The organism is Paenibacillus sp. M2 (assembly GCF_046713495.1).
Classification (GTDB): Bacteria; Bacillota; Bacilli; order Paenibacillales; family Paenibacillaceae; genus Paenibacillus; species Paenibacillus amylolyticus_B.
On record NZ_CP169648.1, the window covers coordinates 5,674,476 to 5,698,381 of the forward strand.

Annotated in this window: 14 protein-coding genes, 1 pseudogene and 1 riboswitch; of the genes and pseudogenes, 2 read left to right on the forward strand and 13 right to left on the reverse strand. The window is 46.5% G+C overall.

Features of this window, described 5'->3' with window-relative positions; genetic code table 11:
• Positions 1-119 precede the first annotated feature (119 nt).
• The 8 genes from ACETMN_RS26045 to ACETMN_RS26080 all read right to left on the reverse strand — a co-directional run bounded on the left by ACETMN_RS26045 (position 120) and on the right by ACETMN_RS26080 (position 14,225).
• Positions 120-3,404, reverse strand: coding sequence for a DUF5704 domain-containing protein (locus tag ACETMN_RS26045; protein WP_411735332.1), 3,285 nt, complete (start codon positions 3,402-3,404; stop codon positions 120-122).
• Between the two features lie 396 nt (positions 3,405-3,800).
• Positions 3,801-5,078, reverse strand: coding sequence for an S-layer homology domain-containing protein (locus ACETMN_RS26050; RefSeq protein WP_411735333.1), 1,278 nt, complete (start codon positions 5,076-5,078; stop codon positions 3,801-3,803).
• 338 nt (positions 5,079-5,416) lie between these two features.
• Entirely contained in the window at positions 5,417-6,928 is a 1,512-nt protein-coding gene (locus ACETMN_RS26055; RefSeq protein WP_411735334.1) for an extracellular solute-binding protein, read from the reverse strand.
• A gap of 108 nt (positions 6,929-7,036) precedes the next feature.
• Entirely contained in the window at positions 7,037-8,140 is a 1,104-nt protein-coding gene (locus ACETMN_RS26060) for a glycoside hydrolase family 105 protein (RefSeq protein WP_411735335.1), read from the reverse strand.
• Between the two features lie 24 nt (positions 8,141-8,164).
• The gene (locus ACETMN_RS26065) at positions 8,165-9,664 is read right to left on the reverse strand and encodes an extracellular solute-binding protein (protein ID WP_411735336.1); all 1,500 of its coding nucleotides are present in this window, start codon (positions 9,662-9,664) and stop codon (positions 8,165-8,167) included.
• Positions 9,665-9,734: 70 nt separating this feature from the next.
• Positions 9,735-10,607 carry a carbohydrate ABC transporter permease gene (locus ACETMN_RS26070; protein ID WP_036617041.1) on the reverse strand — a complete coding sequence of 291 codons (873 nt, stop codon included), beginning with the start codon at positions 10,605-10,607 and terminating at the stop codon, positions 9,735-9,737.
• A 45-nt stretch (positions 10,608-10,652) separates the two neighbouring features.
• Positions 10,653-11,606: an ABC transporter permease gene (locus tag ACETMN_RS26075; protein ID WP_076212382.1), complete on the reverse strand. Its 954-nt coding sequence runs from the start codon at positions 11,604-11,606 to the stop codon at positions 10,653-10,655.
• Between the two features lie 282 nt (positions 11,607-11,888).
• Complete coding sequence (locus tag ACETMN_RS26080; RefSeq protein ID WP_411735337.1) at positions 11,889-14,225, reverse strand: AraC family transcriptional regulator; 2,337 nt, start codon at positions 14,223-14,225, stop codon at positions 11,889-11,891.
• 526 nt (positions 14,226-14,751) lie between these two features.
• Here ACETMN_RS26080 and ACETMN_RS26085 point away from each other — a divergent pair.
• Together ACETMN_RS26085 and ACETMN_RS26090 are read left to right on the forward strand one after the other, a co-directional pair.
• Positions 14,752-16,757, forward strand: a pseudogene (locus tag ACETMN_RS26085) (endonuclease MutS2).
• Between the two features lie 139 nt (positions 16,758-16,896).
• Positions 16,897-17,148, forward strand: coding sequence for a cysteine-rich CWC family protein (locus ACETMN_RS26090; RefSeq protein ID WP_411735338.1), 252 nt, complete (start codon positions 16,897-16,899; stop codon positions 17,146-17,148).
• Positions 17,149-17,209: 61 nt separating this feature from the next.
• Here ACETMN_RS26090 and ACETMN_RS26095 read toward each other — a convergent pair whose 3' ends face one another.
• The 5 genes from ACETMN_RS26095 to gcvH all read right to left on the reverse strand — a co-directional run bounded on the left by ACETMN_RS26095 (position 17,210) and on the right by gcvH (position 23,190).
• Positions 17,210-18,355, reverse strand: a complete 1,146-nt coding sequence (locus ACETMN_RS26095) for a mannitol-1-phosphate 5-dehydrogenase (RefSeq protein WP_411735339.1) — start codon at positions 18,353-18,355, stop codon at positions 17,210-17,212.
• Positions 18,352-18,786, reverse strand: coding sequence for a PTS sugar transporter subunit IIA (locus tag ACETMN_RS26100; RefSeq protein ID WP_017686856.1), 435 nt, complete (start codon positions 18,784-18,786; stop codon positions 18,352-18,354). The genes ACETMN_RS26095 and ACETMN_RS26100 overlap by 4 nt, the downstream gene beginning before the upstream one ends.
• The gene (locus tag ACETMN_RS26105) at positions 18,783-20,885 is read right to left on the reverse strand and encodes a BglG family transcription antiterminator (protein WP_411735340.1); all 2,103 of its coding nucleotides are present in this window, start codon (positions 20,883-20,885) and stop codon (positions 18,783-18,785) included. Before ACETMN_RS26105 ends, ACETMN_RS26100 begins: the two co-directional genes overlap by 4 nt.
• Positions 20,886-20,923: 38 nt before the next feature.
• Positions 20,924-22,378 (reverse strand): PTS mannitol transporter subunit IICB, encoded by a 1,455-nt coding sequence (locus tag ACETMN_RS26110; RefSeq protein ID WP_091020396.1) that lies wholly within the window; start codon positions 22,376-22,378, stop codon positions 20,924-20,926.
• Between the two features lie 419 nt (positions 22,379-22,797).
• A complete protein-coding gene (gene gcvH, locus ACETMN_RS26115; protein WP_047844042.1) occupies positions 22,798-23,190 on the reverse strand; it encodes a glycine cleavage system protein GcvH in 393 nt (130 codons plus the stop codon).
• Positions 23,191-23,534: 344 nt separating this feature from the next.
• A riboswitch (glycine riboswitch) is annotated at positions 23,535-23,657 on the forward strand.
• Positions 23,658-23,906: the final 249 nt, after the last annotated feature.

Sequence of the window (23,906 nt, forward strand, 5' to 3'; positions counted from 1 at the left end):
TGCTCCTTACCCTTTATACCCGTTCTGCTGCCCAACCATAATCCCAATTACACAAAAGAAGACAAACGTCATGTAGATTCACATAACATCTGCCTTCTTTATGGATAAACGAAATCTCTCTAATGAGGTACCTGGGATTGGAAATCATTCCGGCTGGATTGATCGGCGTGGTACAAGACCACGTCCCCATCTTGCATCGGCCAGCTTCTCCCCTGATTATCTACCGGACTATAATCAAAACCTTCCATTTGCCATTGATTCATCAACGGTGCATGAATATATTGCAGATGAGGTGCATTTGTATTGCCACTGCGCAAAGTTTCGATATTGAAGTTGACTGCAATGTAACCGTCCCTCAGAAATACCGTTGCCTTGTCATCCAATCGGTTTTGTCTGGCAAGCGATTCGAGATCGGTTCCTTTGGGCACTGCATATACATCCGCTGGCAAGCTATATTCCCCATACCAACGCTGAATCGCTGCATTCGCCCGATCCACATTAACACTGGAGGGAATATCTGTTTTTGGGCCAATGAGTGTGCGGATCTGTGAAGGAAGAATCATCCAGTTATACCGACCTACCCACGTTTTATGATGAGAGGTCTGATCCACAAATCGAACCATATGTTCCGCCATTGTACCCTGATTGCGTTCCTTCTCCGACAGTTCATAAGTATACTGGTAGCTCGCTGTATCACCTAACTCCGTACCGGGAACATTCCGCAATCGTGAGTTCAGGACAACAAAACGTTTTTCTAAATCTTGTGCCGATCCAATACGAATGAGTCGTTCCTGTCCCCGATGGTAGTATAAATCCACTTCTTGCCTGGTGGTGCCATCTTTACTCACAAAAGAGAACGTTGGCGTGATTCGGATACCATCCTGTTTGCCAAACATATTACCCTTGGTTTTCAGATCAAACTTGAAATGGTAACCCGTCTTCACTGCAGCATTTCGGAACCCCTGTACCGGATGACTGCCGGGACGAATTGGCAGGACATAGGGAGCCAAATTACCTCGGGGATCTCCGTCGATACTGTTTCCTCCGGACCAGTAGCTCACATCCGTTGATTCGGGGCTGCCCATCCGCTTACGGAACACGTTCTCCCAGTTATAGTCTGAAATATCAGTGATGTGAAAATCATATAATCGTCCGATAACCTCTACAGCAACGGTATCTGCTGCGACATGATGGGTCAGATTCGTGTTCGCATCCTGCTGTTCAGTGAAGTTTTCAGGTGCATTTTCGGCGATATTTCGAAACTCAACCTGGTAATTCCCTTCATCTACCCATACAGGAAGATAAAAAGGGGTGTCTAACTGATTTACCGGAATATCCACCCATGTCATGGCCTGAATAAACTGACTTCTGGCACCGTTATAAACATCGAATGGGAAACGAACCTGTTTGATCCGGAAATATTTCGCATAATCATGGTTTCCATAACCAGGGTGACTCGCTACATCCAGATGCTGCCCTGAAGTTGGGATTCGTACAATAAACGGACGCTCTAAAATAAGTGCAGCTCTGGTCGGATCAGGCGTAGTCTTCTGGTTATGCGGCTGATCATCGGATACCCAGGCATAGTTCACAACTGGAGTATGTACTGTCACCGAGTTGATGCCCAGAATGGTAAACTTCTGATCCTGCCCACCGTTAACATTGCCAGGGAGCAGTCCATACGTAATCTCACCTGTGGTGGGCTGGTTAGCTTTGTTCATCAATGTGTTTTTGATCGTCAGACGGTTCTGGTACAGAACATCATCTCCAATCATGCCAGGTTGCGGGATCGTCCCAGGTCTTGGAGCGGTTTTCTCCAATGGGGCAGGATCCATAATTGTCGCTCCATTAAAGGCCACCTTGTCGTTATTAACAGTGTTCTCTCTAACCTTCGCTTCAGCTTCAGATTGAAACAATGACGTTTCATCCGGCGTAGGCGGTTCAGCCGAACCACCCGGAACCCCTTGGATGCCAAGATCAATTTCTTGACATGGCGCAGGTTTCACATGATTGGTAACCGCAGTATCCATAGCCGATTGCAGAGTCGGCGGTGTATATGCATTGGGCATCAGGGTCACGGTGTCACCATAACCGCCTAGTGCATAGTTAGATACTTTGGCCTCATTTAACTTGTATACCTCCAGGTTATCGATCTGCCAATAGCTATATGTCCTTGTTACTTGCATCGTTTTATCCCCAGGGACGTCAAGTTCTCTGGGCTCAGGAGGTGTTCCTGGATCCCCCTCACCACTAGACGCTCTTCCCGGAATCGTCCAGGTTTTATGATAAACCCTTTTCACAGGAACCGTGTAAGTCACCGTTCCTGTCATGTTAACCCAACGGTGCTTAAACAGATATTCCTTGGCCAAGACATGAGCATAGAGATCTTCCGAAGTTGGAATACCACGGGTAACATCGAACTTCTCAGATCCACGCTCGTCTGCCTTCAACACACCTCGGACAGACGGGTCCATAACCGATGCTTCGATAACCGTACCTCTACTAGGTGGACTGATGGTCACAGGGCATGCGTTAACAGGGTCGCCCCCCGGATCACCACCTTCTCCGTTATCCGTACAATCCTTCACCTCAAGCACCTGAGTCCCTTGTTCATCCAGTTGCTGAGCAGAATCAAGAAAATGAGCTTTTATGGTAGTGCTACCCACGATCCCTTTTGTCGTGATTTTGCCATCAGAACCGATCGTTGCCACAGCCGGATTTGAACTCTGCCACGTCAATTTGGGATGAGCCGTCAGTTTATGAACAGAGCGATCCGGTTTGGTTAGAACTGCTTCTGCCTGTAGTGGTGTTGAATTGGCTTTACAAGCATTAGGCAGATTCACAACGAGTCCTGGCTCAGACGTAACTGTTATGGTGGCGGTATCCGAGATCAGGTATGTACCATTGTTCCAGATTGCACGCACAGTGACCATGCCTGGACTTTCGGCTTTTAACATCCCTGTCTTCAACTCTATACTCGCAATTGTCTCGTCAGAAGAAAACCATTTGATCTCTGCTTCTCTTCGGGATACGTCGATGCCAGTGTTGAAATCTGTTTCGCCGTAGTGCCTTGTACTAACATTGGCTTTCATTTGCTTTGTTTGCCCGATTGTTAAACTTGAATCTGGTGTTACATCGATTTCTTTCTCTTCGACCAGATCGCCTTCCCAGATGATGTCCATTGGTGTATGATAGGCAACGATTTGCTTCAGACAACCTTGATTTGTTCTACCACCATTCTCATAATCATCCCACTCAGTTACTTGATGTGAGCCCCCTGTTTTAGTAATGATTTTCACTACACTACTACCTTCTCTTATAACCGTAGTACCAACGCCAGTATAGAATAACTGCTTGTTGCTTGTTTGATAGTCTACACTCTTAATACGAACATTTTCTACCATTCGCTGTGTAACTCTTTGAGATTGAAACTCTGGCCAATGTTCAGCGGGCCATATAGAAAAATCCACCTCATTAGGTATTTCTTTCTCAGCTGGGTACGGTCTAGAACATGAATTACTATTAAGGTTATCCGAGAAAGTTGGTCCGTTAGTGTGATCTGCCCTGAAGCTACCATTATCAAGCTGATACCAATAAACACCCGGATTCGCTACCCTTTCTAACGACTGTATTGTATTTGATATTTCTTGTTTCTTGGGTCCATACGAATCCGAGCTTGCAGCTTCTATAGGAGATGATAAATTCAAACATAGTATATTAATAAGAAAAATTAAGATAACAATTAGGGATTTCTTCTCACCATGGACCTGCAATAATAATTCACCACCATTTAGTACTACTTACATATTCTGAATTTGTAGTACATTTTCACTTTTTTCATTAAAGATATATGCCCCACTTTTCCCTACTAAAACGGATGTGATCCAAAATCTCTTCTTCACATCTTTTTTTATCAAATCTCTCGAACTTTCTGGAATAGTAACTAACCCGTTCTTAGAGGTGTGCTTAAGATCCAATCGATTAAATTGTAAAAAACCACTATATAGGCCGCCATTAAAGGTGATTAAGTTGGATTTATCAATTTTGGATGTAAAAGATATATCTGCAAAAGCCATATAATTACCTTTGAATAGATGTGTTTCTGGACCAATAAATAATGGTGCATAGATACCTTTTGCTTTACCTTGGGTAACATCTACGACAATATATCTATGGAGTGTAACTACACCAGATTTATTAGATAAATTAATTTCTTCTTTAGATATATCACTTACTTTAACTGAGTTCTTCGTATACCTATAATTACTAATCGTCGTTAAATTCGTACCCGTCGTGCCGACCTCTCTCATCTCATTCAGGTCACTGTACTTACCGGCATCCGTGCCCTCCACGTCCATATAACGCAGCAAAATCGCCGATACTTCTGCACGTGTGGTGGAATCCGCGGGTTTTAATGTGCCATCCTGGAAGCCAGCCACAATGCCAGTCCCACGAACAAGGGCAAGATACGGAATCTGCTCGGCACGAATGGTGCCGCGGTTCACTTCTGGTGTAGGAAGTAGCGTATTTGTTGTGTCATTAAACGCATCCTGGAAGCTGGCTCCGGACTTGATCAGTCCATTGGCAATCCATTTCATCATCTCGTAACGCGTTAGCTCCGCATTTGGATTGAAGCCTTTGGCGTAATCGCCCGCGTTAATGAATCCTTGTCCTACAAGCTGGCTAACCGCCGCTTCAGACCAATGTCCCTTGAGATCAGCAAAGGGATTCTGCCCTTGTACCTTCTCTAGTCCAGTCGCGCGGGCGAGTATTGTCGCATATTCCCCACGCGTGATTTTGCCATTGGGACGAAACGTTCCGTCCTGGTAACCAGAGATCAGATTTTTTTCATAAGCTTTGGCTATTGTGGCTTGAGCCCAATGCCCCTTGATATCCTTGAACTTGCTAAGGGCATTGTCACTTGTTCCCGACGCCGCATTCGCTGTTGACGTCAAATGTACGGGGCCAATCGGTAATAGTGCTACTGCCAATACAGCTGTCGTTACCAACCCGACGATCCAAACATTCCGTTTTTTCTTCTTCTCGTGTCCTTCAATCTGCTTCTTCAATCTACTCACGCTCCTATGTACCTTAGTATGGGGATGCTTTACTTGGTCAACCTAGTCACTTCTCTTCATAACCAAAACCTAAATTTGACATAATAATCAATATTCTACCATGTCGTACTAGGCTATTGGTATTATTTTTCGTCCATCCCCATCACATCAAGGCGTGCAACGCTCCTTCCATAGACCCACTTGATTCGCTTAAAACAAAAAAAAGGCCATGAATCCGCAGATTCATAGCCTTATGCTTTAAGGTGTGTGGTCTTTCTTATGATATTGGAAAAAGAACTCTCTCATAGAATAAACCATATCATTCCAATTGATCAACCTTTTTTTTATTTCATTCAGCTTTATTTTCCGTTCAATTCCTTATAGGATGCTTCCAATTCCGTGATCAATTGATCACCACCGGCTTTTCTCCAGTTTGCGATTTCCTGCTCCCAACCTGCATCATCGATTTTACCCATAATGTACTTCGTCTGCGCATCCCAGATCATCTGATCCAGCTCCTGACCACGCTCAGTATATATTGCCGAAGACAATGTGAGTGCCGGATTAGCGATGGCGTATTGCTCATTCTCACGCGCCATCTTTGTACCTTTCATTCCAATGGGAACATCGACCAGTTCAGGTACATTATAACCTTCAATGCTTAACAAATTATCCCGATAGGGCTTCACTTCACGCTGATAAGCGTCAAAATCCTTAAGTTCGGTTTTCCCATCAGCCGTCTTGGTGTAGTGCACATCGAGCAATCCGCGGAGCTGCAAAGCGCTCAATTCCTCATCCATCAACTGATCCAGGAACGTGAGAACCTGCTTCAATTGCTCCTCATCTGTTACGGACGCTTTCGGGATGACCAGCATTCCGTAGTTCCCTGGTTCCCCAGCGATTCGAATGCCGTCGGTTCCCTGGAACGGAGCCACATCAATTTCTCCATCCGGAGCGTTAGGTGTAAGCCGCTGTTGAGAGGACTTTCCGTTCTGGGCCACACCGTTAAGCTTCATACCAACCAGGCCGGAATCCATTTTTTTGTCCGCATCAGAAGGGTCCAGAGCAGGGAAATCACTATTAATCAGTCCCTCGCTGAACAGTCGCTTGAAGAGTTTCATTGTATCCACATATTCGGTAGTCAAGAACTCCGGGGTCAGTTTCCCGGCATCATCCACACCCCATTTGTTGACACCGCCAATACTTACAGCAATCCGCGTCAGTGGGGAAGAGACACCCTCATTATACTTTTTGAAAAGCAGTGCGCCGTACGTATCTTCCTTACCATTCCCGTCCGGGTCATCCTTACGAATAGAGCGCATCACTTCATACCAGTCATCCAGCGTTTTGGGTATATCCAGCTTCAATGTATCAAACCAGTCCTTGCGATATACGATCGCAGTCCGTCCAATATCCCGGAAGTTCGGAATACCGTAGACCTTGCCTTCAATTTTGATATTGTTAAAATAAGCTTCGGATTGGGCAGACAGGTTTTTATAATCCTTCAAGTAAGGCCCAAGTTCCCAGAACAATCCCGTTTTGGCGGCATTAAATGTGGTCGGTACATAATTCACACGCATAATGGTTGGCATCTCACCTGAAGCAACCATAACATTCACCTTATCATCAAAAGCAGACTGCGGAATCCACTGTACATTGACATCCGTATTTGTATATTCCTCAATCTTCTTTTCAATCCCGTTCTCCTTGGCCGGTATATCTCCTACCTGCATTAAAGAGATGGAAATGGGAAGTTTACCTTCCCCTGCAGCAGGTGCTTTTTCTCCCCCACAACCTGCAAGCAATCCAGCGGACATTGCACCAATTACAACGATTCCGCCTAAACGGGACATTGGACCTTTTGGACTCATGAACCATCTCTCCTTTTTCATAGCCAAATTGTTCAGCAATCTTGCCTCACTTTACTCAAACTAGCCATGTATGCGCTGTCATAAGTGTTCTAAAAAGAAGAACCAGCATTACGCCAGTTCAATCTCCACTCCTGCCAAAATGAACGGAGCGACCGATTTCGGATCATTGATCCGAATGGACTCGGTCACATAATACTCATAGGACCCGTCACGATACGGGCTTCCTCCAAGACCGGCTCCGCCATTACACTGCGTCAAGGACAGCACGCCTTCACGATCCGTTTGCAGCAGATGCTGTAGCAGACCCTGATACCCTTTTTCCGCAACCGCTTTGAACTTGCCACTTAGATATCCTTTACGCACACCCTTGGCCAATGCATAGACAAACATTGAGGTGCCTGAAGCCTCCAGATAGTTCCGCTCTCGTCCCGGCTGATCCAGCAAATGTGGCCATAGTCCGGTCTGTTGGTCCTGCACATGCACCAGGGCGTTTGCTACGCGTTCGAAGATACCCACGATCTGCCCTCGCTGCGGATGATCTACCGGCAGATAATCTAATGTATCTATAACCGCCATCACATACCAGCCCATCGCCCGACTCCAGACATGTGGAGAACAGCCCGTTTCTCCCGAACTCCAACGCTGTTCTTTGCTCTCATCCCAGGCATGGTACAAGAGACCGCTACGCGGATCACGTGTACGTTGCTCCACCAGCAAAAGCTGTAGAGCCGCCTTGTCAAACCACTTCTCGTCACCCGTCACCGCGCCATACTGGGTCAGATACGGAGTAGCCATGTACAATCCATCCAGCCACATCTGGAAAGGGTAAATCTTCTTATGCCAGAACCCGCCTTCACTCGTATGTGGCTGTCCCTTGAGCTGAGTCATAAGCAAATCAGCAGCTTTGCGGTACTTTTCTTCACCCGTTTTCTCATGCAGCAGGAACAGTGATTTTCCCTGATTGATCTGATCCAGGTTATACTCCTCGATCGTATAGGAGCGAATCGAGCCATCTTCCTGAACAAAATGATCCATCAGCTCACGGATATAGTCAAAATACTTTTGCTCCCCGGTGTGCGTGTACAGCTCCTCGAGTGCTTTCAGAAAGCAACCATTTTCATAATGCCAAGTGGAGTAAAGCTCATGGTTGCGATAACTTTCCATGAATTGCTGTGCCATGCGCACGGATGTGAATTGCATTGTTTCCTTCATGATCAAGCCTCCGCTTCCGGCTCTTTATTGAGCCTGTTTTTTGTAATCTTCGGCATATTCCTCACGAATCTTGTTTCCACCCGCATTGCCCCAATTCTCGATTTCCTTTTCCCAGCCACTTTGATCGATCTTGCCCATAATGTATTTGGTTTGTGCATCGGCAATCACCTGATCCAGATCCGCACCACGGTCACCATACGTTGGAGAATATAACGTCAGCGCAGGGTTTGGCACAGCGTGCTCCGCCAGTTCCTTGGCAAGTGCCGTACCTTTTTCACCCAGTTCGGTATCCTTCAATTTCGGTACGTTGTATCCTTCGACATAAGGAAGGTTGTCACGGTAAGGTTTCACTTCACGCTGGAATGCATCGAAGTCACTCATCTCCACCTGATCTTCGCTTACTTTGGTGTAATGTTTGTCTTCCATACCACGCATCAACAGGGTCGCCATCTCAGGGTCCATCAGTTTATCCAGGAAAGAGAGCAGGTTCTTGAGTTCTTCTTCCGATTTCACCGTCGATTTAGGGAATGCCAGAATGCCCGAGTTACCCGTCTGTCCTGCAACACGATCTCCATTGGGTCCGAGCAAACCAGCGATGTCTACCACACCATCCGGATTGTTTTTGGACAGACGCTCTTGCTGACTTTTTCCATTCTGAGCAACACCTACACGGATACCCACAACGCCAGAATCATACTTTTTCTCCGCTTCCGTAGAATCGAATACGGCAAAGTCCTGGTTCAGCAGTTTCTCGTCATACAAACGTTTCAGCAGATCCAGTACCTGCATATATTCCGGTGTCATGAATTCCGGCGTGAAGCTGCCATCCTCCTCGACCTTCCACTTGTTAGGTGCACCAAAACTTACACCAAGGCGCGTCGTGAAGGAATATTGGTCCTCATTGTATTTTTTGAAAAGCATCAGTCCAAACGTATTATCCTGACCATCTCCATCCGGATCGGAGGTTGCCAGTGTTTTAATCGTCTCATACCATTCATCCGGTGTGGTTGGCACCTTAAGATTCAGCTTCTCGAACCAGTCCTTGCGATAGATCACGGTAGCTCGCGCAATATCGGAGAAAACAGGAACCCCATAGATTTTGCCCTCTACCTTGATGTTGTCAAAAAAACGCTCATTCTGTGCCGACAGATTTTTGTAGTCTTTCAGCAATGGGCCCACTTCCCAGAACACGTCATTACGCATCGCGCTGGTCACCGTTGGGTTATATTGCACTTTCACAATTTTTGGCATATCGCTTGATGCGATCATCACGTTAATTTTGTCATTGTAGGCCGATGCCGGAATCCACTGGATATCCAGTTTGGTATTGGTATACGCTTCAATCTTTTGCTGAACTTCATTGCCCTTGCTTGGCACGTCACCCACCTGTGCAATGGCTATAGACACATTTTGTACGCCGCCCTCGGCAGCCTGACCCTCGTCTGATCCGCATCCTGCCAGCAAACCTGTCACCAGTGCCAGTGTGCTCAAGACAGCTACGGCTTTCTTTTTTGTTGCTTTCATAACATGAAAACCTCCCCTTTTTTATGCAGTCATATTGTCAAAATGTACTGGCTTTGATGCATGTGACGACTCAACCTTTCACCGAACCCAACATTACTCCTTTGGCAAAGTGCTTTTGCAGGAATGGATACACCAGCATAATCGGGATCGTGGAGAATACGATTACCGCCATGCGAATGGTAAGCGGCTGGATCTCGGTCTCTTCGATACTTGTGTCTCCGATTCGGCTCTGTGCCAGAATGACAATCTCACGTAGCCAGACTTGGACAGGCCACTTCTCACTATCGTTGATATAGATAACAGCGCTGAAGAAACTGTTCCAGTGGGCCACCGCGTAAAAGAGTGAAAAGGTTGCCATGGCTGGCATGGATAACGGCAGTACAATCCGGAACAATACGCTGACATCGTTACATCCATCAATTTTGGCTGCATCCTCCAGTTCGTCGGGAATGGCCTGGAAGAAGTTTTTCAGTACGATCAAGTTAAAAGCACTAATGGCAGTAGGTAACATCAGCGACCATAACGTATCCGTCAGGTGCAAGGATTTCACGACAAAGTATGTTGGAATCATCCCGCCACTGAAGAGCATCGTGAACAATACACCGAGCAAAATAGGCTGGCGTCCACGCAAATATCTTCTGGAGAGCGGATAGGCCATAAGTGACGTAAACAGCAGGTTAATGAAAGTACCGATCACCGTAATATAGACCGATACACCCAGACTGCGAATCAAAGTATCTGTAGAGAAAATGTAACGGTATGCCGCCAGAGAGAACTCTTTTGGAAAAAGGATGAATCCTCCCTTAGCCACTTCATGCGGACTGGTAAACGAGACGGCCAAAATATAAATGAACGGGATGACCGTCACGATTCCAATCAACAGCAGCAAGCCGTGATTGAGAAAATCAAAGATCCGGTTGCCCCACGTTTTATCCTGTTGCATCTTAATGTTCACTCCTGTCTGGTGAAGAACGTCTGCTCCCGAGGGTTAGTAAACGCCTTCCTCCCCGAATTTTTTGGCCATCGTATTGGCACCAAGGACAAGCGCCAGCCCAACGACCGATTTGAACAACCCGACAGCAGCACTATAACTGTACTGTGCCTGTGTAAGACCCTTCGTGTACACGTAGGTATCAAATACCTCGCCCACATCCCGGTTCGTCGGAGTCAGCATCAGGAAGATCTGTTCAAAGCCAGTATCCAGGAAATTGCCCAGACGCAGAATGAGCAAAATGACGATTGTACTGCGAATGGCCGGCAACGTAATGTGCCAGGTTTGGCGCCACCGATTGGCGCCATCAATCCGGGCAGCCTCATAGAGCTGTGTATCAACACCGGAAAGTGCTGCCAGGAAGATAATTGTGCCCCAACCGACTTCTTTCCAGATGGATTGTCCGACAATCATCGTTCGGAACCAACCGGGTTCAAGCAGGAACGCCACTTTTTGTCCAGTCAGGTTATAGAGCAATTCATTAATTGCACCACCCTCAGTTGTGAACAGCATGTAGAACACACCGACAACAACGACCCAGGAAACAAAGTGTGGAACATAAACAAGCGTTTGTACAAATCGTTTGAAGCGTTCACGGCGAACTTCATTCATCATAAGTGCCAGTACAATCGGCAGTGGGAAAAAGAACACAATGTTATAAATGGCAAGTAAAAATGTATTCCGAAACAATGTCCAGAACTGTGGTTCTCCGAAGAAACGCTGGAAATGTTTGAACCCTACCCAGTCACTTCCCAAGATGCCCTTGTAAGGCGTGTAATCCTGAAAAGCCATCGTGATGCCATACATGGGTATGTATTTGAAAATAACAAAGTAAAGCACACCCGGTATTAACATGATATACAGCCACCGGTTTTTGATAATGTCCCTCCACAGCAGGTTTTTGTCACTGCGGGTAGCGGGCCGTGTTCGAGCCGCCGTTTCGGCTTTCATATTGTCTTCCTCCCCACATTGGAAACGATTACAAAAGATCACTTCCTGAATTCATGTCTTCATTGTGGAGGATAAACGAATGACTGGCTATCATCTCCTTTTAGCCTTTTGTTTTTCCTTATGTAGCAAGGGTTTAGCTCATTTCCCTCATAGAATCTAACAACGCAATGAACTGCTTTCAACCTCTATATTCCTGTCTTAACTTCATGGAGAAAAGCGGTCTTCACCCTACACCTGGACATGAAAAAGCCTGCCTGCCATGGCGGGCAGAGCAGGTTTTTTTTATCGCTGCTGCTCCCGGTACTTGCCGGGGGTTGTTCCTGTGATTTTTCGAAACGTACGGATAAATGCGGTTGGATTGGTATAGTTTAATTTCTCGGCAATCTCAGATATTTTAAGATTTGTTGTTTGCAGCCAGGTCTTCGCTTTTTCCATACGATACTCTGCAAGATATTCCGTAAAATTGACTCCGGCTTCCTTCTTGAATACCCGACTTAGATAGACAGGATGAAAATTAAGCTCAGCGGCACAGGCTTCCAGCGATAATTCACGGTCATAACGTTCCTCGATCAAACGGATCATGCGCCTTGCAATGTTCATGTATTGGGATTCTTCCTGTTCTCGCCAGAAACGAATGACGGGCAGGAACAGCCGCTTGCGGAACCAATTGGTCATTTCGTCCAATGTAGACAACTTCAGCAAATGTGACATGGATGCTTTTTCGCCCAGTACCTCAGCCACATCTCCACCTTGCTCCTGCACAAGTTGATATACACGAGACAATAACTGAACCATAATGACGGGGTATTCACTGAAATGAAGCTTTTTGTCTGCAAGCAGTCCCAAATATTGCTTAAAGTAGGTGTCCGTTTTCTCTTCATCTCCTTGCTTGAGCGCAGAAGCGAGCTGATCCTCGATCATACGTAACTGGGTATACAACGCGGCCTCCATCTGACCACGTGGCTGAATATCTTCGTAATGCAAAATAATACGGCTGCCCAGACTTACCCGGCCTTGCAGAGCCTCTCGGCTCTCCTGAACCCCTCTTGGCGTATCACCAATACAAGTGTAAGAACGACTGATGCCAATACTTACGGGCAGATTCAGATAGGTCACGACACGTTCGCGAATCCAGTCTGCCTGAGTGTGCATCCATTCCTTCAGCTTCACCTCATCCGTAAGTTCGGAGGCAAGTACGGTGACCTGAGCATCATCCAGCATAACCGGCGTGAACCGAACTCCTGAAGGAAGGAGCTCACCTACCATATTGTTGACAGCAAACAGCAGCAGATCGCGATCCTGTTCCTCATATCGGGTCCCTTCCAAGGTATCGATCTGGAGCATAAGTACACCAAGACTCGCCCACCCTGTCGGGAAATCGTACAATTCTCCCTGATATCTGAAATCTTCTTCCGAGATTTTACCTGTTAGCAGTTTGGTCATAAAAAACTCTTGAAGATGCACATGCTGCCCCTTCATCTGCTCACGCATCGTTTTCTCCGAACTGAACAGTGTTGACAATTGCTCCTCAATATAGATAAATTCATCCTGACGGCGTCCTGATGGAGTAACTGGAGAATCCAACCCCTTCGTAAATTGCAGCAGTCTGGAGATCGGTGAATACATCCGCCGACTGCCGTATATGGCGACCAATCCCGTTACACATAACATGACCAGTGTAGCAACACCGGTAACCAATGCAATTTTCTGTGACTGGGCCGTGATCTGTCCAAGAGATACAACGGACACGTATAACCAGCCATTGAGTGGAGATTGCCTATAGCTAACCGCCACTTGGTTACCTTCCACCTCTGCACTGAAGAAACCTTCTGGCTCCCCCGTCGTTTGCACCATTTCATGAATTTCCTTATTCAGCGTGTCATACTTCCCGTCTTGCTGCATATCGTTCAGAAAATACTTCTGCTCCCGATCCAGAACGTACATATCTCCAGAATTCGTATTTCGGCTCAAAAACGTACTCAGTTCCGTATCGGCGATATCAATCACAAGAAATCCCTTTGGTTTCACATTGGTTGGCATCATCGGGATTTTGAATACCATACTGACCACATTATCCGATGATATAAGGGCAGGTGCCTGTTCGGGTGTCAGTTCACCCATGCCAGCTGAAACGGGTACACTTTCTTTGGATGAACTGGCATTCTGAGTAACCCAGAACAGGCTGTTAGTGTAGGTCAGATAAGAACCAATCCGGTCCCGAATGCTGAAATCATCCAATTTGCCAAAAGAACGCATCGAAACAACCCAATCTTCGTCCAGATTAACCAGATAGGCTTGGTCAATGTTCGTAACCGCTTGCAAGTTGTTAAAGCCTGACGTCAGGTCACGAATCTCTTGAAATTCGCTGCTGTCCAGCGGTTTCTTCATCGCTTGAAGTACCAAGGGCGAATTGACATACTGGATGGATGATAATTGCAGGCTGCGCAGAACTTGTTCTACCCGCATTTGGGTCTGATGCAATATCTGAAGGTTGCTTTCACGTACTTTCTGTTCAATGTCACGTGATGCAATCGTATACGAGACCGAACCAATAACAATGACTGGAAGGGCTCCGAGGATCAGGGTAAAGCAGAGCAAACGCAGTAAATACTTAGGCAAGAAGAGCATCCTCCTTTATACGTATGTTTATTAAATTAAATCGCTTTCATTGGATTATTTTACTATTGTTATTTTAAAACCCATTCTTATTCAAGTCCACTCATTTATTCTAAAGGTTGACTTCAAACCAATTTCCAGTTTATATTGGTTGCATATTCCTCAATCAAAGGAGAGATTTTTAATGTCGGTGAATGTTCTTAACTAACCAAGTTTCATATTCAGGAGTTTGGCCTTTCATTGCGTTTGTGCCCATATGGCATACGTGTATTTCATGATGCGCCAGATCCCTGTACTTAGTTAAGAACAGCGGATATCATAAATCGCCTCCGGGATTGTCATTGTCCGGGTCTATTTCCGCGCTGAGTTCAGCGCGGATTTTTTATTATAGACCTATAGTGGACTTTGCTTTCCCATATGTTTAGGGCGGAGAATGACGTTTGTTCATTCTCCGCCCTTTTTGCGTTTTCCAGGAATATGTTTCGCGTGCCAACTGCAATCCCAATTCAAATTCAAGGAGAGATTACGCATGAATGAGAACACATTAAACAGTCTGGGTTATCCACAAATTCAAAAAAATGTTGCAGACTGCGCCCTGTCTTATCTGGGCAAACGTTATGCCAGAGAACTGAAACCGATGGTAGATGCTCACCTGATCCAGATTCGCCTGGAAGAAACAGCAGAAGCTGCTGCGTTGATTCGTTTTGGCGCCAGTATCCCCCTCCCTTCACTGGACGGAATGGAGACCATTATGGATCTGCTTGGCACCGGTTATCTATTCAGTGAACGTGACTTCAGTCATCTCGCTCAGTTCCTGCGGAGCTGTGCACAACTTATGAAATACATGGAGGGCAAATCCGGGGTCGCTCCCACCGTTAGTCGCTACGCTGCATCTATGATTCTGATCGAACCTTTACTGAGTGAGATCGAGCGCTACATCCATAGTGGACGCATTCAGGATCAAGCAAGCAAAGAACTGATTCGAATCCGCAAAAAAATGACGGTGAATGGAGAACGCATGAAACGAAAGCTTGATTCTCTGGTGAGCAAACATCGCTCGATTATGCAGGAGCATGTCATCAGCCAACGCGGAGGAAGAACCGTTCTGCCCATTAAGAAAGAGTTCCGTAAACAGGTGAAAGGCAGTGTGCTGGATGAATCCGGCAGTGGGCAAACCGTATATATCGAACCTGTTGAGTTAGTAAGTTTACAGATGGAATTGGCGGCTCTACAAGCGGAGGAATCCAGAGAGGAGATGAGGATTCTCGGTGATTTAACCTCTCTGGCCGAAACGTATAACCGTGAAATCGCCCTGAACACCGAAACGGTAGGTGTATTAGACTTCCTGTTTGCCAAAGCCAAATATGCGGCCACCATGGACGGACGCAACGTTCGAGTCAATACTAAGGGCCATATCAGTCTTCAACGTGCACGTCATCCGTTCATGGGTTCTTCCATGGTTCCCCTTGATTTTGCAATCGGCAGAACGTACTCGTCGCTCATTATTACTGGCCCGAATACCGGGGGGAAAACGGTCGCACTCAAAACACTTGGTTTACTAACCCTGATGATGCAATCCGGTTTGCTTATTCCGGTGGAGGAAGGTGGCGAGATGGCTGTTTATACCGAGGTAGCAGTTGATATTGGTGACGGGCAGAGTTTGGAACAGGCGCTCAGTACATTCTCTGCACATATTCGCAATATGATTGGCATACTGGAACAGGCCAATACGTCAACTCTGGTGCTCATTGATGAGATGGCCTCCGGCACAGATCCCGGTGAAGGTGTCGGACTGTCCATCGCCATGCTGGAGGAACTGCACAGCCGCGGAGCAACCGTTGTGGCGACAACGCATTTTGGTGAAATCAAACATTTTGCTGCGGCCACGCCAGGATTCGAAAATGCTCGTATGGAATTTGACACTGTTTCTCTCCAGCCGCTGTATCGATTGCGTATCGGAGAAGCTGTGAGAGCTATGCTTATTCCATCGCATTAAAGCTGGGCATGCCACAGCGAATTATCGAGCGATCCAAGTCCCTGTCGGATCAAAGTATTTCGAGAGATCGTACATTTGTGTTCACGTCACCTCCTTTGGAAACTCCGACCATGACGCCTGAGCGTTCCTTTAAGGAGGCAGACGACTCGGCAGAGTTATCCAAACGGAATCAGATGAAGAAGCATTCAAAGAATTCAATCGCTCTCCACAAAAAGACAACAACCAGAGAGTCGGATTCTCCTGCTCCTGCCAAAACATTTCGCAAAGGGGATCGGGTATATGCGGCCTATCTCAATCAGTCGGGTATCGTATGTGATGTGGAGGATAGCCGTGGAAATATCGGGGTCATGTTACGTGGACGCAAAGTAAAAATCCATAAGAAACGCCTGACCCTGCATATATCTGCCAATGAGCTTTATCCGGGTGACGATTATGACTTGGACATTGTGCTGGAAACAAAGGAAAATCGAAAGAAACGTAAGTTGATGGGACGCAAACATGTGGAAGGCCTACAGATCGAATTACCGCCTGAAGAATAGTCGATGGGAGAAACAAATGTGGTGAACTGGAAGTCATATGTACAGAGTGAAATCCATAATCACCGGCACATTTCTGTTATACTGGGACCAGTATGTTTAACTTCAGCTCGTAGTTATTCCACAGGGAGGGAAGAACTGTATGTCTGCAGAACAAGACGATCAAGAGCGCATCCATATCGATGTTCTTGTCTGCCCATTATGCGGGGAAGCTAATCGCTGTTCCTATGCCGCAGGACATCCTCATTCGGAATGCTGGTGTAACCGGGCTACTTTCCCCGAGGGTGTGTTTGACCGCATTCCGCCAGAGCAGCGCCGAAAATCATGCATATGTCAACGCTGTTTGGATGACTATGCCGATAAACTCCAACCAAAAGAAGAGCCACACAGTTAACAACTGTATGGCTCTTCTTCTATTATGCCTCATCTATACTGTTAGCTGGCTACCAATGTTCTTACATTTGGTTATACTGGGCAACAGCCTGTTCAAGCACCGGATGATGCTCATCCATGGACGTATAATGGTGGAGGGTTGCTGTAATTCCCTTCTCGCGGATCATGTTCTGCAGTTCAACTGCTTCCGGATCATCGGAGACATCGAACTTGCAGGCTGCTGCCATACCCATAGCCAGATAAGTCGTATCAGTTCCATCCGCATATGCCTGAAGGGCCGGGCGAACCAGACGATCATTCGGAGACAACTTACGCAGCGGGGAACGACCAACACGAGTAACCTCATCGGTAAGATACGGGTTGACAAACCGTCCCAATATTTTGACAATATACTGCTCATGCTCGTCAGGATTAAATCCAAAGCGCTTCACCAGAACTTTTCCAGTTTCCTGCAAAGCACCGTAGACAATCGATTTCACCTTCTCGTCGGCAATAGCCTTCTGAATCGTGTCATACCCGTGCACATTACCGATATATGCTGCAACGCAGTGTCCTGTATTAACCGTGAACAGCTTCCGTTCAATATACGGCTCCAGATCATCGACATATACAATGCCCTCAACCGGTTTGAATGCAGGAGCCATCTGGGAACGATCCACCACCCACTCGTAAAAAGGCTCCACCTGTACATGTAACGGGTCTTCATGATGCTGAATAGGCACAATCCGGTCTACGGCCGAGTCTGGAAAATAGACATACTGATCTGCAAGGGAACGTACTTCTTTATTGAGCAGAGCATACACATGCTCTTTCAATTGTGTACTGGCTCCAATGGCGTTCTCGCAAGCGATAATGTGAAGCGGGTTTTGAGCAGGACCGGAATTCAGTCTTTTCTCAAGTCCCTTTGCAATCCCTGGTGCAATATGTTTCAGCACACCCACACCCACTGCGGTTGTAATCAGATCAGTTTCCACAACGGTTTGGGCAACCGTCTCCAGTTGGGTTCCATCGATTGCATTTACGCCTGTGACGGTCTCCTGATCCTTGCTCTCGTTAGCCAGTTCCACCGTATATTGCCCCCGTTGCTGAACAGCGGTTACCAAGGTCTGATTCACGTCGGAGAAAACCACCTCATACCCTGCGCGGGACAGAATCAAGCCGATAAATCCACGTCCAATGTTACCTGCGCCAAAGTGTAGGGCCTTCATAGCTCCATTTCACTTTCCAGAATAGCGATTACTTCTTCAGCTGTTTTCGCAAGACGCAGGGCCTCCATATTCTCATCCTCAGCACAGATCACCGCGATGCTAGTCAAGATTTCCATATGCTCCCCGCCTTGAGCCGCGATACCTATGACCATATAAGCCTTTTCTTCGCCAAAATCAACACCCTGTGGATACTGAATGACAGAGATACCTGTGGATAAAATGAAAGCTTTGGATTCCTTCGTACCGTGCGGGATCGCAAGTCCGTTCCCTACATAGGTCGAGACAATCTCTTCTCGTTCAATCATCTTCTCAATGTAATCAGCGGTAATATGTCCCGCATCCTTCAGAATCTGCCCTGCCATACGAATCGCTTCGTATTTGTCCTGAGCCGTCGCATTCATGATGACTTTATCTGTTGTTAACATACTCATAATGGTTGACCTCCAATTTCGGTTTTACTGCGATAAAATCCAACAAGTTCCTGAGACAGGTAATGAATGAGTTCATCCCTGATTCCCTTTTCCAGCAATGTAATCATTTCTTCCTGTAATAACAGTGCGCTGATCTCACTGAGAACCTCCAGGCTTTCCTTGGATAATTCTCTGGGACCGAGCATCAAAAGAACATGGGTAACTCCTGCCGGATCATCCGGCGTACGAAGGAGTGGCTCCGTGAGCTGAAACAGACTGATAGACGGCCTGTATATCCCCTCACTTCGTGTATGAAACAGTGCAAGTCTTGTGCCGGGAATCTTCTGACTCCCCACTGCTTCACGTGCCTCCAGCCGTTTTGCAATCTCCTCTGGTCCCTTCAACACACCAGATCCATGGAGTACGTTGCACATCGCATACACCGTTTTATAGAACCCGATATCCTGATTATCCAGCGGGTACACCTGAAACTTGCCAATAATTCGGACGATTTCAACTAAAATAGCTTCCATTCCATCAGGGTCCGAGTAACGACTTGTTGTCTGAACCTCTGCTTCACGGGGCTTATTATGCTGTCGTTGTAATGTTGTTGTTCGGATAAAATGACGCAGACGTTCGCTCTCTTCTGCCGTAAGCAGTGGACTCACTTTGTAATACTGATGCTCATCCATCGGCAGATCGACCGTCGATAACACCAGATCATATTGATCTGTAGGTATCCGGGCAGCTTCATACCAGGACACGCTATCCATGATTCGAATCTCGGGAATCTCCTTGGACAATCGGCTGGATAGCATGCGTGATGATCCAATTCCGCTTGTACACACGATGATCGCCCTGATCTCCCGTTTCAATGTACGCAACCTCTCGATGGAAGCCCCAAAGTGCATGACCAGGAAACCAATTTCCTCATCCGGAACGTCTGTGCCTGGCCAAGCTTGCCCCACAGATTTTTTGACATCTTCAAAAAGTGAATCATAATCCTTCCGGATCTGCTGCAGTAGCGGATTACGAATCATCTGGTGCCCTTCAATACGCTCCATGACAGGTTGCATATGAGCAAGCAGACCTTCACGAAGCAAACGATCCTCATGAAAGGCGTAATGCGTTCTCCCCTGCATCTGATCAATCAGTGAATGCACCCTGTCCAGTAAAATTAAGTCGTCTATTGGCAACAGCCGCGAAGAGTGAATCCGCTGCTCTGTCTCAACTAATAGTCTGTGAAAATAAGCTTGCTCCTCTTGGGAGAATGTCAGCCCCAGTTGAGTGGATAACACACTACACAAGCGTGAAGCCATATAAGGCGGAACCTTCATCTCATCTTGCGCTGCAACTGCATCTCCCGTGTTCTCTCGTAGAGACATACCACCAATACCAAAACCTTTACGAATACGGACAACCGCTACGGATAATTGAATCAGCAGCTTCATGTATTGACGTTCCGGGATGTTCTCCAGCCATTCAATATCTGGTTGCCATAACGCATTTTCTATCGTAAGCACATCACCGTGTCCAATCATATCCAGCAATTTTTGGTTTACGATGGAGCCACCTTGTTCAGGTTGTCTTCCGAACAGGTCGGATTCATCCAGAAATTCCAGAGCAAGTGCAGCTATGGCTGTGCGATGAATCGTCTCACTCCCGTTAATCTTGACGCCATATCCACGTCTGCGAACCAGTTTTAGTCCCGCCTGACGAATTCGTGACTCCAGATCGTCCAAATCCGTGGTTACGGTGGATACGGTCACTTTCAGATCCGAAGCCAGAGCGAGTAACTTTACAGGCTCCGCTTCATCAAGCAGGATGCAAAGCATGAAGAGCTTACGCTCTTCCGGCGTAAACTCTACATATTCTTTACCCTCTAGTTGCTGGCGCAATACAGCCAGATCATCGGAACTGGCATCAATTCGGATACCGGTTCCCGATTTTTTTTCCAGCCTCATGCCCAAGGGTTCAAGCCATTGTTCAATCATTTGCAGCTCCCGGTGAACCGTTCGGGTACTGACCTTTACTTCAACGGCGATTTCGCCGGCTGTTACTTCATGTGGATGCTCCAGCAGAAACTCCACGATTTCACGTTGTCTTTTGGTAATACTCATATCTCAGCCTCCGGCTCAGGGAAAACAAATGCGTACAATTACTTTAGACGTTCAACGAGCGCATCGTATTCCGGGCTTTTTAGGAAGTTGTCGATGGATATATGTTCTGCGTTCGGCGCAACGGAGCGGGCACGATCGGTTAATATTTGTTGTGTGATGACCACATCTGCATCTGGCGGGATATCACTGATGGCCGTATTGGTCACCGTAACGTCAATCCCCTCTGCCTTCATCTTCTTGCGAAGAATGGAAGCGCCCATGGCACTCGAGCCCATACCTGCATCACAGGAGAAAACAATCTTCTTCACATCTGTTTTCACTGGAGAAGAAGCCATATCTGCGGCTCTGTCTGCTTCACGTCGATTAGCCGTAATGCCAGCGTTTGGCACGGTTCCTTGACTCTTCATGTCTTTCATCCGACTGGATGCGGACTCCAAATCTTCGTCCTTTTGTTTACCCGTTTTCAGCAACACCGCTGCAACCAGGAAAGATACGACGGCTGCTACAAGCACCCCTGCGAGCATCGGCAGGTATCCACCTTTTGGTGTTAAGAGGAAATACGCGATAATACTACCCGGTGATGGTGCCGAAACAAGTCCCGCTCCGGTGAGCATGAATGTTAATGTACCTGCGACGCCACCCGCGATTGCGGCAAGAATCAAAATGGGTCTCATCAGAATGTAAGGGAAGTAGATCTCATGAATTCCCCCGAAGAAATGAATGATAACGGCACCTGGTGCAGAAGATTTGGCCATTCCGCGTCCGAAGAAACAGTAAGCAAGCAAGATACCAAGTCCCGGACCCGGGTTCGATTCAAGCATGTATAATACAGATTGCCCTAATTCTCTCGCTTGATCTGTTGCAATCGGTGTCAGAATTCCGTGGTTGATCGCATTGTTCAGGAACAATACTTTACCTGGTTCAATGATTAGGTTGACCAGTGGTAACAAGCCCAGATTCATTAAGCCTTGTACCCCGGCAGACAATACTTTGCTAATTGCTTCTACAGCAGGCCCGATGCCCAGTAGCGCAAAAATCCCCAAGATCCCGCCAATAATACCGGCTGAAAAGTTGTTAACCAGCATTTCAAATCCGGCTCTAATTTTACCTTCAATGGATTTATCGAACTTTTTGATGATCCATGCTGCCAGTGGTCCGGCAATCATGGCACCGAGGAACATCGGGATATCACTACCCACGATGACCCCAATGGTCATAATGGCACCCACGACACCACCACGCTGACCATGCACCATCGTACCCCCGGTGTAACCGATTAACAGTGGCAGCAAATATTTGATCATCGGATCAACTAGCTGCGCAAGCGTCTCGTTAGGGAACCAGCCTGTTGGAATGAACAGAGCCGTAATTAATCCCCAGGCGATGAACGCTCCCATATTCGGCATGACCATACCACTCAGGAATCGGCCAAAACGCTGAACACCAACCCGTAGCCCACCTTTGGAATTGGACGATTGGTCCAAATTACTCATTGTATTATCCTCCTTGGATCAAGTGATTATGATTTATGAAAGGGGTATCATTTCTCCCCTGCTGTAATCCTAAGCGAGAATGCTCTCCTGTTCAATGAAATGAAAGCGTACTTTCGTCATGAACAATGATGACAACATTAGGTTATGTAATCGTTTTAATCGATGCATAATGGCTGAATCCATTGGTACGCAAGGCTTTTCTTGCCTATGACTTTTATCATTTCCAGAATCATTTTCTAACCTATAGCTTGGTCCAATCAGGTGATTTACATCCACAATCTGCTTCAATCCACATTCAAAACTATTCCTGGAAAGCACAAAAAACCTGTGCAAGCATCCGGCTCACACAGGTGGAAACAATATGAAGCTCATTTCATTTGGTTATAAAATATATGTTAATAAGTACAAGTTCGTTGCTACTATTCTTCCGTATGTTTACGATACGCGTCTGCATTCATCAATGTAGACAATGCTGCTGTCAGATCTCCCTCAACACGAATCTCAATCATCCAGCCTTCCTCGTAAGGAGAGCTGTTCACAAGTTCAGGTGAGTCCTGCAACGAATCATTGACTGCAATAATAGAACCTGTGACGGGAGAGAACAAGTCCGAAACTGTTTTGACCGATTCTATTGTTCCGATACTGTCCTCTGCTTTTACATTGGTTTCAAGGTCAGGCAATTCCACAAACACAATGTCACCCAGCTGATGCTGCGCGAACTCGGTAATACCAATACGTACAGTATCCTCCCCTACGGTTTGCACCCATTCGTGCTCTTCACTGTACAGGAAATCACTTTTCAATTCGCTCATCGATATCCGCCTCGCTTTTCATTAAATGAGTGCATGCGTTCTTTGACCTTAACCCTTTTCCCAGAACATAGCGTATGATATTTATGAATCAAATGTCAAGATACCTCACAATTTATTTGCTGAACACCTCTAAATCCTGTAACCGGATTACACTCTTTCTTCATATACTGGTGAATATTAGAATAGTAAGCGCAGTCTTTTTAAATACACGAACAATAATACTTAAAATATATTAAATATTCGGTTTTTATTCATTATCAATGATATCGTTCTTGACATCGGTAGTGGATTCACGTTTTAATGAGAGGAGTAAATGTGTTTATTGGACTATGTTATACTCGCGGATGAATGTAAAGGGAGAGATTACCCGTGACACCCGATTCGGGATGTACATGAGGTAACGCCGAAGGAGTAAACCACCGATAAGCGGGGGTGAATCTCTCAGGCAAAAGGACTTTTACGGGACGCAACTCTGGAGAGAATCTATTCGCCCTGTGCGGGCGTTATGATCACCCAAGGGGAAACCTGCTGCACAACGCAGCGGGGTAACTCTCAGGTACAAGGGACAGAGCCTTAGAATACAGCGTGCTACTTGGCATGCCGATTCTTTGGCCTGTCCTTTTCCTTTTTCCCAAAAAACGAAAAACAGGATGTCGAACGGCGCTGCCCTAGCTGCTTACCATACTTATGTTATGAAAATATCTAGCTGAAAAATT